Source organism: Mycobacterium vicinigordonae, from assembly GCF_013466425.1.
Classification (GTDB): Bacteria; Actinomycetota; Actinomycetes; order Mycobacteriales; family Mycobacteriaceae; genus Mycobacterium; species Mycobacterium vicinigordonae.
In genome coordinates this window covers 3927587-3940974 of record NZ_CP059165.1, presented here as the reverse complement: position 1 = coordinate 3940974, position 13388 = coordinate 3927587, and the positions used below count along the sequence as shown (strand labels likewise).

12 protein-coding genes are annotated in these 13388 nt (G+C 64.4%); 7 read left to right on the top strand and 5 right to left on the bottom strand.

The features are described from left to right. The first annotated feature begins 100 nt into the window (after window positions 1–100). Window positions 101–1162: an NAD(P)H-dependent amine dehydrogenase family protein gene (locus tag H0P51_RS17670; RefSeq protein ID WP_180914064.1), complete on the top strand. Its 1062-nt coding sequence runs from the start codon at window positions 101–103 to the stop codon at window positions 1160–1162. A gap of 2 nt (window positions 1163–1164) precedes the next feature. Here the strand turns inward: H0P51_RS17670 and H0P51_RS17665 are convergent, their stop codons facing one another. Further along, a complete protein-coding gene (locus tag H0P51_RS17665) occupies window positions 1165–2010 on the bottom strand; it encodes an SDR family oxidoreductase (protein WP_180914063.1) in 846 nt (281 codons plus the stop codon). A gap of 153 nt (window positions 2011–2163) precedes the next feature. Here H0P51_RS17665 and H0P51_RS17660 point away from each other — a divergent pair, with 153 nt between their 5' ends. From H0P51_RS17660 to efeB, 5 genes are all read left to right on the top strand, one after another. After that, a complete protein-coding gene (locus tag H0P51_RS17660; RefSeq protein WP_180914062.1) occupies window positions 2164–3165 on the top strand; it encodes an LLM class flavin-dependent oxidoreductase in 1002 nt (333 codons plus the stop codon). Beyond that, on the top strand, window positions 3162–4349 hold the full coding sequence (locus H0P51_RS17655; protein WP_180914061.1) for a cytochrome P450: 1188 nt from the start codon (window positions 3162–3164) through the stop codon (window positions 4347–4349). Before H0P51_RS17660 ends, H0P51_RS17655 begins: the two co-directional genes overlap by 4 nt. A gap of 201 nt (window positions 4350–4550) precedes the next feature. Beyond that, entirely contained in the window at window positions 4551–6122 is a 1572-nt protein-coding gene (gene efeU / locus H0P51_RS17650; RefSeq protein WP_180914060.1) for an iron uptake transporter permease EfeU, read from the top strand. Further along, on the top strand, window positions 6097–7305 hold the full coding sequence (efeO, locus tag H0P51_RS17645; protein ID WP_246398042.1) for an iron uptake system protein EfeO: 1209 nt from the start codon (window positions 6097–6099) through the stop codon (window positions 7303–7305). Before efeU ends, efeO begins: the two co-directional genes overlap by 26 nt. 1 nt (window position 7306) lies before the next feature. Further along, window positions 7307–8605, top strand: a complete 1299-nt coding sequence (efeB, locus tag H0P51_RS17640; RefSeq protein WP_180914059.1) for an iron uptake transporter deferrochelatase/peroxidase subunit — start codon at window positions 7307–7309, stop codon at window positions 8603–8605. On the opposite strand, the gene H0P51_RS17635 is transcribed toward efeB, so the two are convergent. Next, window positions 8587–9579 carry an alpha/beta fold hydrolase gene (locus H0P51_RS17635; protein WP_180914058.1) on the bottom strand — a complete coding sequence of 331 codons (993 nt, stop codon included), beginning with the start codon at window positions 9577–9579 and terminating at the stop codon, window positions 8587–8589. The genes efeB and H0P51_RS17635 overlap by 19 nt on opposite strands. 186 nt (window positions 9580–9765) lie before the next feature. On the opposite strand from H0P51_RS17635, the gene H0P51_RS17630 reads away from it, so the two are divergent. Next, on the top strand, window positions 9766–10764 hold the full coding sequence (locus H0P51_RS17630; protein ID WP_246398040.1) for a phosphorylase family protein: 999 nt from the start codon (window positions 9766–9768) through the stop codon (window positions 10762–10764). Between the two features lie 98 nt (window positions 10765–10862). On the opposite strand, the gene H0P51_RS17625 is transcribed toward H0P51_RS17630, so the two are convergent. The 3 genes from H0P51_RS17625 to H0P51_RS17615 all read right to left on the bottom strand — a co-directional run bounded on the left by H0P51_RS17625 (window position 10863) and on the right by H0P51_RS17615 (window position 13386). Then, window positions 10863–11711 carry a sulfurtransferase gene (locus H0P51_RS17625; RefSeq protein WP_180914057.1) on the bottom strand — a complete coding sequence of 283 codons (849 nt, stop codon included), beginning with the start codon at window positions 11709–11711 and terminating at the stop codon, window positions 10863–10865. Between the two features lie 89 nt (window positions 11712–11800). After that, window positions 11801–12523, bottom strand: coding sequence for a hypothetical protein (locus H0P51_RS17620; RefSeq protein ID WP_180914056.1), 723 nt, complete (start codon window positions 12521–12523; stop codon window positions 11801–11803). After that, entirely contained in the window at window positions 12520–13386 is an 867-nt protein-coding gene (locus H0P51_RS17615) for an LLM class F420-dependent oxidoreductase (protein ID WP_180914055.1), read from the bottom strand. The genes H0P51_RS17620 and H0P51_RS17615 overlap by 4 nt, the downstream gene beginning before the upstream one ends. Between the last annotated feature and the right edge of the window lie 2 nt (window positions 13387–13388).

Below are 13388 nucleotides of genomic sequence, written 5' to 3'. Positions count from 1 at the left end.
GGAACAAACGTTAGGTTAGAGTACTGGGGTGTATACCACGCGTGGCCGGACTGCAGAGGAGATTGTCGCGGTGCTCGATCCGATGGTGCGCGGGTAGTACATGCGTGTTGTCGTGTGGTCTACCGGGGGAGTCGGGTCAATCGCGATCGACGCGATTGTTCGTCGGCCAGATCTGGATCTGGCTGGCGTGTGGGTACATTCGCCCGACAAGATCGGAAAAGACGCAGGCGAGCTGGCCGGCATCCGACCGTCCGGGGTGACGGCCACCGATGACGCCGAAGCGCTCATCGCCCTGCAGCCCGACTGCGTCGTCTATGCGGCCAGCGGGCCGGAACGCGACGGCGGCGCCGTGCCAGATTACCTGCGCTTGCTGCACGCCGGCATCAATGTAGTCTCGACGACCTCGACCGGGTTGATCTATCCACCTTCCTACTACGCGCCCGACTGGCGGAATCAACTTCAGGAAGCCGCCGCAGCGGGCGGGGCGTCGTTCTACGCCTCGGGCATCTTCCCGGGTTTCGCCTCTGACCAGATGGCGCTACTGATGACTACCCAGTCCAAGAGCATCCGCACCATCACGGTGAGCGAGGTTGCGCTCAACGATCACTATCCGGTGGCCGATGTAATGATGGACGGCTTGGGATTTGGCCGGCCGCTCGATTTCGAGCCGATGATGAAGACACCCGGATTCATCGAAATGGCTTGGCAGGCACCGCTAAACCTGATCGCCGCCGGGTTGGGCGTCGAGTTGCAGGAGGTGCACGGCACGCTGGACCGTCAACTGACCGACCGCGATATCGACGTGGCATTCGGCACGATCGCGGCGGGCACCTGCGGCGCCGTGCGCACCCGAGCTGCCGGAGTGGTGAACGGACGGGAGGCCATCATCCTCGAACACGTCATCCGAATGGCGCGCGACGTCGCACCCGACTGGCCGGCATCGGACTTCGACGCCACCTACCGTGTCGAGATCGAGGGCGACCCCGACATCCACTGCACGCTGACCCTCGGCGAGGCCGAAGGCCACGGTGCAGGACATGCGGCGATGGCGGCGACGGCAATGCGGGTGGTTAATGCCATCCCGTTTGTCGTCGACGCGGAACCCGGTCTGTTGAGCTCACTGGATATGCCGATGACCTTGCCCCGGCACGTATTTGACTAACCCTAGGCCAGCTGAACCCGGCCGGTGATTAGGTCCATGATCGGCTTGCCGGGAGCGAACGAACCGGTGATCGAAGCCATGGCATGGCCCTGGTCCACGTTGAGCGTGATTCCGTTGATCGATGCCGCCGCGGCGCTGTTGAGCATGATCATTGCCTTGCCGATGTCTTCTGGTGTCAGCGTGGCGCTTCCGGTGTCGTCGCGGTAGTCCTGCGCGAACGTCAGCCACAGGTCGGCGTTCGCCCGGGCCAGCGGGGTGTCGGTGGGACCGGGGCAGACCGCGTTGATCCGGACCCCCTTCTTCTGGAAGGGGTAGCCCTGCCAGGCAACGTACCCGTTGATCGCCTTCTTGCTGAAGCCGTAGTGGATGATGCCCTGCGGCTCGCGCTCCTGCGACCAGTCCAGGGCCGACTTGAAGTCGGGGGTGGCCAGGAAGTCTTGCACTAGTTCCAGGTCGTTCTCCCAGCCCATGCCGGCAACCGAGGAGATGAAGCAGATGGCTGCGCCGCGCGGCAGCAGGTCTTTCTCGAAGAGCCGCTCGATGAGGTGGCGGTGCCCGATGAAGTTGACTTGCATGAGTTTTGGCCCGTCGGCGACGCCGGCGGCCGAGAACAGCGAGTGCACCGGACCATCGAGCTCGTCGACCGCCCGGTCGATCGAATCCTGGTCGCTGAGGTCCAGCGAGATCACGCGGTCGACGTCGAACTCGACCGGTGCGTAGTCCATCACCGTGACGTGTGCACCGAGGTCCTTAGCGATCTGCGCCGCGGCCGCGCCCATACCGGTCGCACCGCCGACCACCAGAACGTTCTTGCCCTCATAACCTAGTAACTCTGACGCCGTCGTCATCGCTTCCCCTTTTTCCCTGGTGGTTCGGTCCGCCGACGTTACAATATCCGGACAAGATGTAAGTTACAAACCTGGCCCCTGCGGGTGGTTGACCACGATCACGGGTCCCACGTAGCGTACGTGGCACAAATATTAGGTTACATAGGAGAAGGCGTGTACACGCTGCGCTTCGATATGCGCGCGCCGGGCTTCGGCGCCGATCCGGCGACACTGTATTCCGCCGTTCCGCAGATGTGCGCGTGGGCAGAGAACCACGGAGGTCTGGCCGCCGTCCTCTGCGAGCATCACGGGTCCGAGGACGGGTACCTGCCTTCTCCACTGCTGTTGGCCTCCGCGGTCGCGTCGCGCACCGAGCGGCTACCGCTGAGCTTGATCCTGATACTGCCGTTCTACAACCCCGTTCGACTGGCCGAGGACATCGCGGTGCTAGACGTCATCAGCAAGGGTCGGGCGTCTTACATCTTCGCGCTGGGATACCGGCCGGAGGAATTCGACATCTATGGGCTGGACCTGGCCGATCGCGGGCGGTTGGCCGACGAGAAGTTGGCGTTGCTGCGCAAGCTGCTAGCCGGTGAGACCGTGGTCGACGGCGACCGGCGGGTCTTCGTGACTCCCCAGCCGTTGAACCCTGGTGGCCCGGGGTTGATGTGGGGCGGCGGGAGTCTGGCCGCGGCTCGACGGGCGGGGCGTTATGGGCTAGGAATGTTGGCCAACGCCAATATCCCCGGTATGCGGGAGGCGTATGAGAACTCGGCCCGCAAGCATGGCTACGAACCGGGCGTGGCGTTCTTCCCGGACCGCAACAATCCCTCGGTGGTTTTCGTCGCCGAGGATGTCGAGCAGGCGTGGGCGGAGCTCGGTGAGCACCTGCTGCACGACGCGCGAACGTATGCGTCGTGGAACCCGGGCGATGAGACGACGGCAGGTTTCTCGCATGTCGACACGGTCGAGGAATTGCGTGAGACCGGAAAGTCGCACGTGATCATTACGGTGGAGGAAGCGATTTCGCGGGTGCGCGCCGGCCAGATGCTGGCCCTGTCGCCGCTGTGCGGCGGAGTGCCGCCCGAGTTGGCGTGGCCCTATCTCAAACGGGTGGGAGATGTAGTGCTGCCCGAGGCGGCCTCGGTTCGTTCTGTTGCGGTGGAGACCGCATGACTGCGACCGAGATTTACTATGACCCTTTCGATTTCGACATCGATGACAATCCGTATCCGATCTGGAAGCGGATGCGCGAGGAAATCCCGTTGTACCACAACGAGAAATACAACTTTTACGCGCTGAGTCGGTACGAGGACGTCGCTCCGGAGCTGACGAACTGGGAGACCTACCGGTCGGGTCGCGGCACCACGATGGACATCATCATGAGCGGCATCGATGTGCCGCCCGGGGTCATCTTGTTCGAGGATCCCCCGCTACACGATCTGCATCGCCGGCTGCTGTCAAGGGTTTTCACACCTCGACGGATGGAAGCGATCGAGCCGCTGACGCGGGACTTCTGTGTCCGTGCGCTGGATCCATTGGTGGGGTCGGGCCGATTCGATTTCATCGAGAATCTCGGGGCGATGGTCCCGATGCGCACCATCGGCTATCTGCTGGGTATTCCGGAGGAGAATCAGGCCAACATCCGCGACCGCGGGGGGCGCGCGATCAACCTGCGTGAGGGCACCTTTCAGGCGGTCGACGGGGACCTGTTCGAGAAGAGCTACGAGGTGTTCTCCGACTACATCGATTGGCGGATCGAGCATCCGTCCGATGACCTGATGACACAGTTGCTCAACGCGGAGATCGAAGAAAACGGTGTGGTGCGGCGCCTGGAGCGGACCGAGGTGCTGATGTACACCAGCATGATCGCCGGGGCCGGCAACGAGACGACGACGCGGCTGATCGGTTTCATCGGGCAGCTGCTTGCCGAGCATCCCGACCAGTTGGCGGAGGTCGTGGCCGATCCGTCGCTGATTCCGATGGCGATCGAGGAGGTGCTGCGCTTCGAGGCTCCCTCGCCGGTCCAGGCGCGCTACGTCGCCCACGACGTCTCCTGCCACGGCGCGTTGGTCCCCGAGGGCTCGATCATGTTGCTTCTCAACGGGTCTGCTAACCGCGATGAGCGCAAGTTCGTCGACGGAGAGCGTTTTGATATTCATCGCGGCGCGGCTCATCTCAGCTTCGGGCACGGTCTGCACTTCTGCCTGGGTTCGGCGCTGGCGCGGATGCAGGCGAGGGTGGCGCTCGAGGAGGTCATCAAGCGGTGGCCGTCCTGGGAAGTCGATTACGCGGCGGCCGAGAAAGCGCACACCAGCAGTGTGCGCGGGTGGGCGAAACTTCCCGTCATCACCGGATAGTCCGTGTGGTGGCGGCTGTATACCGTCGCTCGGCCGACCACGGCCCAATTGCGTCACCTAGCGTCTCCCGCCGGTGACAGTGGACGCATGTGACCTGAGGGTCTCGCCGACGGGTTGGCAAGCTCCGAACCTCGTATTAGCTCGTATTAGTTAGTCTGAGTTAATGAATCCCCGTTCCGGGGAGACGGGAATCGGGCATATATGCAGGGCGTATTCATCGGGACCTTCCTGATCGGCCTCCGAGAGGGCCTGGAAGCAACGCTGATCGTCAGCATCGTTGCCGCCTTCTTAAAGCGCAACGGCCGGTCGGTGCAACCAATGTTTACCGGGGTGGCCCTCGCCGTCGCGATCAGCGTAGGCGTGGGCGTTGGCCTGGATCTGCTGACCACGACGTTGCCGCAACGCCAGCAAGAAATGATGGAAACGGTCATCGGTGCTATCGCCGTCGTCTTCGTGACCTCGATGATCATCTGGATGAACCGCAACGCCGGCCGCCTTAAAGGAGACCTCGAACGCGAGGCCCAGGAAGCCATCAGTCGCGGCGGATCGCTGGCGCTGACCGCTATGGCCTTCCTCGCCGTGCTCAAGGAGGGCTTCGAAACGGCCGTCTTCCTGCTGGCCGCTGCGCAGACATCCCACGGCAGCCGCTGGCTGGCCGTCCTCGGTGGGGTGGCGGGCATCGCTGCTGCGATCGCGCTGGGCGCAGGTATCTATGTGGGTGGGTTGAAGCTAAACCTTGCCCGATTCTTCCGCGTCACGGGCGCCTTCCTGGTGCTTATCGCCGCAGGACTGGTGCTGGGCTCCCTGCGCACCGCACACGAAGCAGGCTGGATCACCATCGGGCAACACCAGGTGTTCGACCTCTCACCCTGGCTTCCTGGCAGATCAGTGCGCGGAGCGCTGGTCACCGGCCTGTTCGGCATCCCGCCCGATCCGCGGCTGGTTGAGGTGCTCGGCTGGTTGCTGTATGCGCTGCCGGTGCTGGTCGTGTTCCTGTGGCCGACCAAGCGCGCCCTGCAACCGCGCGCACTGCGCCGGCGACTGGTGGCCACTGCGGCTGCCTCGATAATTGGCGCGGCGGTGCTTGCCCTCGCGGTGCCGGCCGGCGGCGCGGAATCCGTCGCGAACGCGCGGACCGCCGTCGACCACCTGGGCCGCGCCATCGCCGTGTCGCTCGCGGCTGCACCCAGCGGTCGCGCGCTGTCGATCGCCCCGACCGCCGGCGCGCCGAGCTCGGTCCCGCTTGCCGCCGCGGGTGACGAATCTGTGGACGGCGTTCCGGTGCGGGTCTGGCAGGCGACGCTGGCGGGCGCGACAGACAGCGAGCCAACAGTCACCCTGACCGAACTGGCGGCAACAACGGGTGGACGGCTACCGGTGGGTCTCTCGGCGGCACGCACCCCTGGCCCGTTTGAAGCGCACCGGACGACCAGTACGGTGTACACCATTCGCGTGCACGGTAACTCCCTGGTGAGCGCGCAGTCCGTGAGCAGTCGTACCGCTGTCTTGAGCGGCGGTGGGTTGACCACCCCGAAAACGGTCAGCCTCGGCGGACTACCCTCCGACTGGTTCACCGTCAACGACCAGGCAATCGCCGCCCAACTCCGCGAGAACGCCCGACAGCGCGCCGAACGTGAACTCTGGCGGCTCTGGCTGCCGTTGATAGTGGCCGGGTTTGCCCTGGTCTGCGACGTCGCCGCAATACACGCCGGGCGCCCCACCGGTCCGGAGAGGGGGAGAGCAGCTAATGTCGAAGCGCGTCAATCGGTTTAAGCAATTGACCGCGCTCTCCGCCGCCGGGTTGGCCGTCGCTGGCTGCGGCCACGCCGAGAGCGATGCGCCGAAATCCGGGACCAACATGGTCAAGGTGACGATGAGCAACGACGGCGGCAAGGACCGCTGCGTCCTGAGCACCACGACGGTACCGGCTGGGCCGGTAACTTTCACCGCATCGAACGCGAATGCCCCTGGCATCAACGAAGTCGAGTTGCTCAAAGATCAGCGAATCCTCGGTGAGAAGGAAAACCTCGCGCCGGGCCTGGATCCCGTATCGTTCACCGTTACCCTCGACGGCGGTGCCTACCAGATCTATTGCCCCGGTGCGGAGATCGAATACCAAGTTCTGACGGTGACCGGAAGGGCGCCCGCTCCGGCTACCGGCACGGTGGCAACCATTCTCAGCCAGGGCACCAAAGATTACGCGACCTATATCGTCAACCAGATCGGGCAGCTTTACGATGCGGTCAAGGTGCTCGACGGTGCCGTGCAATCGGGCAATGTGGAGGCGGCCAAACAGGCCTACGCGAGAGCGCGGCCGTTCTATGAGCGCGCTGAAGCCAACGTCGAAGGCTTTGTGCTGCCGGGCTTTGCGGTCGGCGACAACGAGGGTAACCTCGACTACTTGATCGACATGCGCGAGTCGACTCCGGTCGACGCCAAGGTTGGCTGGAAGGGCTTCCACGCTATCGAGCGCGATCTGTGGCAGGCCGGGTCGATCACCACGGCCACGAAGGCGCTAAGTGCCGAACTGGTCGACAATGTGGGGAAATTGAAGGACACCGTCGCCAGCCTGCAATACCGACCTGAAGACCTGGCCAATGGCGCCGCCGACCTTATCGAAGAAGTGCAGAACAACAAGATCACCGGCGAAGAGGAGTCGTTCAGCCACCTAGACCTCCTCGACTTCGCCGCCAACGTGGAAGGCGCGCAGCAAGCGTACGCAGCGCTGCGGCCCGGCCTGGAAAAGATTGACAGCAACCTCGTCAGGCAGATCGACCAACAGTTTCAAGACGTGCTGTCGGTGCTGAATGGCTATCGCGATCCGGCGGCGCTGGGCGGCTATCAGCCTTACACGCCGGCACTACGGGCCCGGGATGCGTCGAAGCTGACCGCGGTCATTCAACCACTGCATCAGAGCCTGTCCCTGGTCGCCCGGAAAGTCGTCGCAGCGGGATGACATGACCGACGACGAAGCCGCCGAAATCGCAAACCCGGTTGACAGTGCACCGGTTTCGCGCCGCCGACTGCTCGGCGGCACCATGTTGGCCGGGCTGGCCGGCGCAGCTACCGGCGGACTGGCCGGATACGCGGTCGCGGCAGAGCCGGGAAAGGGCGACGACAACGACACGGTCGACCTGCGCCGCAGCCACCAATTCTACGGACAATCGCGCGAAGGCAGTCATCAAAGCGGAATCGCGACACCGCCCCAGCGGTACTGCGTGTTCATGTCATACTCGCTGGCCGACAGGGCCGGGCGGACCGACCTGCAGGCCCTGCTCGCGCGGTGGTCGGCGGCGGCCGCGGTTCTGCACCAAGGCAATCCGGTGGGTGCGGTGCAGCCGGCGGTGGAGGTGCAGCCGCCGTCAGACACCGGTGAAGCGCACGGTCTGAGTCCGGCCGCACTCACCGTGACCATTGGCTTGGGGCCGTCGGTGTTCGGCGACCGCTTCGGACTCGCCAGTCGCAAACCCGCTTTGTTTACCGACCTGCCTGTCCTCAACGGCGACAACCTCGATCCGCTCCTGCGCGGCGGAGACCTGTCGGTGCAGGCTTGCGCTGACGATCCGCAGGTGTGCTATCACGCCACGCGCAACCTGACCCGGCTCGGACGTGACATCGTCGCGCCGTCGTGGCAGGTTCTGGGTTTTGGTCGAGCATCGGCCGGACCCGGCCAGGCCACGCCACGAAACCTGATGGGATTCAAGGACGGAACTCGCAACGTCATCACCGACGAGCAGTACCGCCAATTCGTGTGGGTCGACAACAGCGACCAGGGCTGGATGAACGGCGGCACCTATCAGGTCGTCCGCAAGATCAGGATGCTGCTCGAAACCTGGGATACCGACCGGATCGGCGACCAGCAACAGACTTTCGGCCGCAACAAGCAGAGCGGTGCACCGCTGGGGGGCAAGGACGAATTCGACACACCGGACTTCGGCGCCAAAGGCCGTGACGGTAAACCGGTCATCGATCCGCTGTCCCACGTCGGTTTGGCGGCAAGGGAAAACAACGACGGTGTGATGATCCGCCGGCGCTCCTACAACTACACCGACGGGTTGGACAGCGCAGGTCAACTCAACGCCGGCCTGTTGTTCATCTCCTATCAGAACGACCCGCGCAATTTCATCAGGCTGCAGAACAAATTGGGCGCCGACGATCTGCTCAACGAGTACATCCGGCACGTCGGGTCGGCGATCTTCGCGATACCGCCGTCGCCGAGCCCGGGCCACTACATCGGTCAGTCGCTGTTCAGCTGATCCACCAGCACCGGGCCTTCGGGTTTGTCCCCGAGAGTCTGCAGCTGTAGCGCGATGTCCTTGCCCTGCGCGGTGAGTCGGATGATCTGTGCCAACTCGCCGGGTGCGTCGCATTGCACGTAGTGATCGGCGGTCGGGACCACCCAATAGCGGCTCTGGCCGGGCTTGGCGCGCAGGTACTTCTGCCACACATGGTTGGCTACGCGCAACGGCGCGACCGTGTCGTGCAGGCCCCAGACCAGCGTGGTATTGACTGGAAGTTTGGAAAGTTCTTCCAGCCAACGCTTTTCGTCAGCGGCCCGCTCGTGCAAGTACTGAATGGTGTCCGGCAGCACCCGGATACCGTTGTTGTAGGCGAAACATTTTGCCAAAGCCGCTATCTCGGGGTCATGGGGCCGGCGGCGCGGCATGAACGTGGTGACCCCTAGTCCGGCGGCCAGCAGCTCCGGCGTCGTCTCCGCTGCCGTGGCCCGGCCAGTCGCGCTGTCGAGAAGCGCGATCTGAAACGGAGTGAGATTCGACAACGGCAGGTAGATATTGGCGTTGGTGACGATAACATCGACTGGCAACTGGCCACTTTCGGTGAGCAGTCCGAGCGCGATCATCCCGACGCTGCTGCCGCGATCGTGAGTAATCATCCGGTACTCAGTCAACTTCCACACCTTAGTGATGGCGTGCACGAGCAGACGCGCGTCGTCGTAAAGGGAGTAGACGTAGGGTTCGGGCGGTTTGTCGGAGGCGCCGTAGCCGGGAAAGTCCAGGGCGAAGACCTCGAAGTCATCACCCAGTTCGCGGGCCATCGCGAAGTAGTCGATGCTCGACGTCGGAAAGCCGTGCACACACACCAGCGCGGGCGCCCCCGGTTTGCCGAAGCGGCGCAGGAAAATCGAGACCGCTTGCCCGGCGTTGGCGTCGGTGGTCGATCGCCAGGTCAGTTCCGTCCCGCTGCTGTGCCATTCAACGAAGAGGTCCATGTTGCCAGCTTGGCAGGTCGGATGTGCTACCCCGCGCTCAGGGTGCCCAGTCCGACGCCGGAGTGCGGGTCACGACTCGACCTCGTTTGTCAAGAAAAACGATAACGATTTCCCAGCTACCTGCCATGTCGCGGGAAAATCGTGCGCAGCAACCTACCGACGAAGCTTCGGCAAAGAAGGGGGACCGTGCTCAAGCGACTCCAAGCTGCGCTTGCGGTGGTGGTCGCGCTATGTTTGCCGGGTGCTTCACCCGAGGGGGTTGCGGAGGTGACGGCGTCTGTCTGCGAACAGCGCACGTTGGTGCTGACGGCGTTCCCCGCTGAGGCCGACGCGGTGCTGGCGCACACACAGCTGGAAGCAAACGCTGTCGAAGTGGTTGACAGACAGTACTTCTACCGGGGTTCGATCTCGGGCAAGCAGGTGATCGTCGCGATGACCGGCATCGGTCTGGTCAACGCAACACGTGTGACCGAGACGGCGTTGAACCACTTCACCTGTGCATCGGGCACCGCAGTTGGGGCAGTGGTGTTTTCAGGGGTCGCGGGCGGGGCTGGGCGCACGAGCGTGGGCGACGTCGCGGTGCCGGCCCGGTGGACCCTGGACAACGGCGCGACGTTCACGGCGGTCGACCTCAGCATGCTGGCGGTTGCTCACGCGCTCGAGGTGAACCTCAGTGGCGTCAACAATCTTGGTAATCCGATCTGCCTGTGCCGCAAGGTGCCCACCGTCAAGCTGATCGATCTTCGGCGGGTACCGCGACTATTCGTCGGCGGCGACGGATACAGCACCGACTCCAACAATGGTCAGGCGTTCCCCTGTGTACCCAACAGCGGTGACGTTTTCGGTTGCCAGCCGTGCAGCGCGCCCGGCCGGTCGTTGTTTTACACCGGCAATTTCTTTCAGGCGATCGGGCCGTTCCTGGCCAAGGGGCTGCTGAGCAACTTGAACATCTCGACCGCGCAGAATCCGGCCTATGACGCGATGGATCAGGAGACCGCGGCTGCGCAGGCCGTCGCGGCGGCGCACGGCGTCCCGTTTCTGGGCGTTCGCGGTATGTCGGACGGTCCCGGTGATCCGCTGCGGCTGCCGGGATTTCCTTTCCAGTTCTTCTTCTACAAGCAGATTGCCGCCGAGAATGCCGCCCGGGTGGTTGCAGCGTTCTTGGGCGCGTGGGCCGGGGCCTGAACGCTCTGTACCGCGACCGCCTGACTTCGAGCGGCATATTGTCGCACTGGCAAGAAGCGCGCCGACTTTTTTCCGGAGGCCGATGTAACGGCTGCGGATTAGCCGCGCTCGACGGGGCGCTGTGGGTCTGAACTCCATTCCGACCAGGACCCGGGAAACAGCGCAGCCCGTTGACCCGCCGCGGCAAGTGCGGCGACCACGACGGCGGCAGTGATTCCCGAACCGCAGTACGTTCCCACCGGTTCACCCTGCTTAATACCGTTCTCCGACAACAGGGTTTGCAGCTCCTTCGCACCCAGGAACGCGGCGTCGGCGGTCAGCAAACTCCCGAACGGGAGGTTTTTCGCGCCGGGGATGTGCCCGGCGACCGCGTCGACGGGCTCGACGTCGCCGCGGAAGCGTTCGGGTGCACGCGCATCGAACAGCGGCATGTTCGCCGTGCCGGCCTCCTCGGCAGTCAAGGTGGGCTGGGCACCTGCATACAAATCATCGTGCGGCACAGTCACATTGCCGGTGGGCGGCGTGACAGGGCCGGTCTCCAAATGGCCCCCGGCGCCACACCACGCCGGGAGGCCGCCGTCGAGAATACGCACATCGGTGAGCCCCGCCGCGGTGAGCACCCACCAGGCGCGCCCGGAGCCGGCTCGATTCCAGTCGTCGTAGACGACGACCGGTACGCCGTCACGTACACCCCACCGCCGTAACGATTCCTGCAGACTAGCGCCGGACGGCAGCGGATGACGTCCACGCCCGGCGACTGTGTGGTCGCTGAGGTCGTCTTCGAGCGACACGTACACCGCGCCGGGGATGTGGCCTTCCAAATGACTCGTCCGACCATCCGGAGCATCGAGTCGCCAGCGCACGTCCAGGATGCTCACCAATTCCCCGGCATCGATAAGCCGCGCCAGCTCGGCTGCGGTGACCAGTACTCGTCCGCGCTCGTTCACCGCTCCACCCTATCCAGGCGATCACGATGGTGTGCTCCGCGCAACCGGGATGCTGAGTGACGTGGACATCGGCGCGCAGTGAGCCAAGCTCACACCCAGGCGTCCCACGTGATCATGCTGCGCAGCGGCCCAGCGAAGACAGGCCGTACTGCGCGCGATTGCCACCGCTGCTCGACGATGGATGCCAGCGCAGCGGTGACGGCCAGCGGGTCGTCGTCGAGGTAGACGGCGGTGATGTACTGCGGGTCGGCGCGCCAGCCCCGCGGTACCGGGGCCCAGGTCGAGCCGAACATCCACATCCCGGCCACCCCGCGGCCGGCTAAGAGCTCTGGATAGTGCTCGGTAGCAAGCCATTCCAGCCAAGCGTCCGGACGATCGCCCGTCGCTTCTTCCACGATCAGCAGCACACCGCGGTGCGGGCGGAACGGAACCACCTGCGCGGACACCAGGGCCCGCGGCGCGGCCTGCCACTGCAGCAGACGCAGCCCACTAATCTGCAACAACGGCCGCATGTTCGGCATGCGGCCGTTCTCGCGTAGCTTCCGGCCCAGCTCGACGAAGTCGTCGAAGGTCTGCTGAACCGGATCGCCGACGAGGTAATGCACGACATTGGCGATCTCGCCGAGCGGTCCGTTCGACGCCAGCCGGGCCGCCGGGTACTCGCCGTCGGCGATCCAGCGCAACCCGGAGACTATTCCGGGTAGCTGATACTGCTCGGGCATGTGGTCGAGCAGGTGCCAACGCAGATAACTGCCGTCATCGTCCGTCGACGTGGCAGTGAGGCTGAAAATGCCTGCCTTGACTCGATTCACGAGGCGTTCAACTCCGCCAGTGACTGCAGATTCTCCAGGTAGTGCGATAGCGAGGTGTGCGCGAAGTTGGCGCTTACGATGGTGGCACCGTCCGCGAGGGTCTCGGCGATCAGCTCCCGCGCCCGATCGGGTTCTCCGAGAGGATCTAGCCGGATCGGCGGCGGCAGCACGACGTCGAACGATGCTGGAAGTTCAAAGCGGTTCAACCAGTCTCGGGCCTGAGCGTTCGGTACGGCGAACGGCGCCCATCCGTCGGCCAGGGTGACCGCGCGCCGCAGCGAGCGCAATGTTCGCCCGCCGACCCAGAGCGGGACGCGATCTTGTACGGCACACGGGTCGACGATCATGCCCCCGAACGAGTAGAACTCGCCCTGGTATTCGGGCTGGGAGGTCGACAATGATGCGCGTAAGGCTCGCAGCGCGTCGTCGCCGCGGGATCCGCGGTCCTCGAACGCCGCGCCGAGCAGGTCGAACTCCTCTTTGAGAGAGCCGACGCCAACACCTAGGATGAGCCGCCCGTTGCTGACGACGTCCAGGGTGCCGTAGCGCTTGGCGATTTCCAACGGGTGGTGGTAGCCGAGCACTAAAACGTTGGTGGCCAATTTGATTCGCTGAGTACGCGCGGCCAGGTAGCCGAACGTGGCCAGTGGATCCCAGTACCGGGCACCGCGGCGGGCCGGCTCGGCGGTGGGCAGTGCAATGTGTTCGCTACAGGTCAGGTGGTGATACCCGAGTCGGTCGGCGGCTTCGGCGACGCGGGTGACGTCTTCGATGGAAGCCTTGATCTCCCAGTCGGAGCTGGCGCCGGGAAACATCGTCACCACCGGCGTGGCGACGGACAACTTTGCGGCGGCGGTGCTCATCG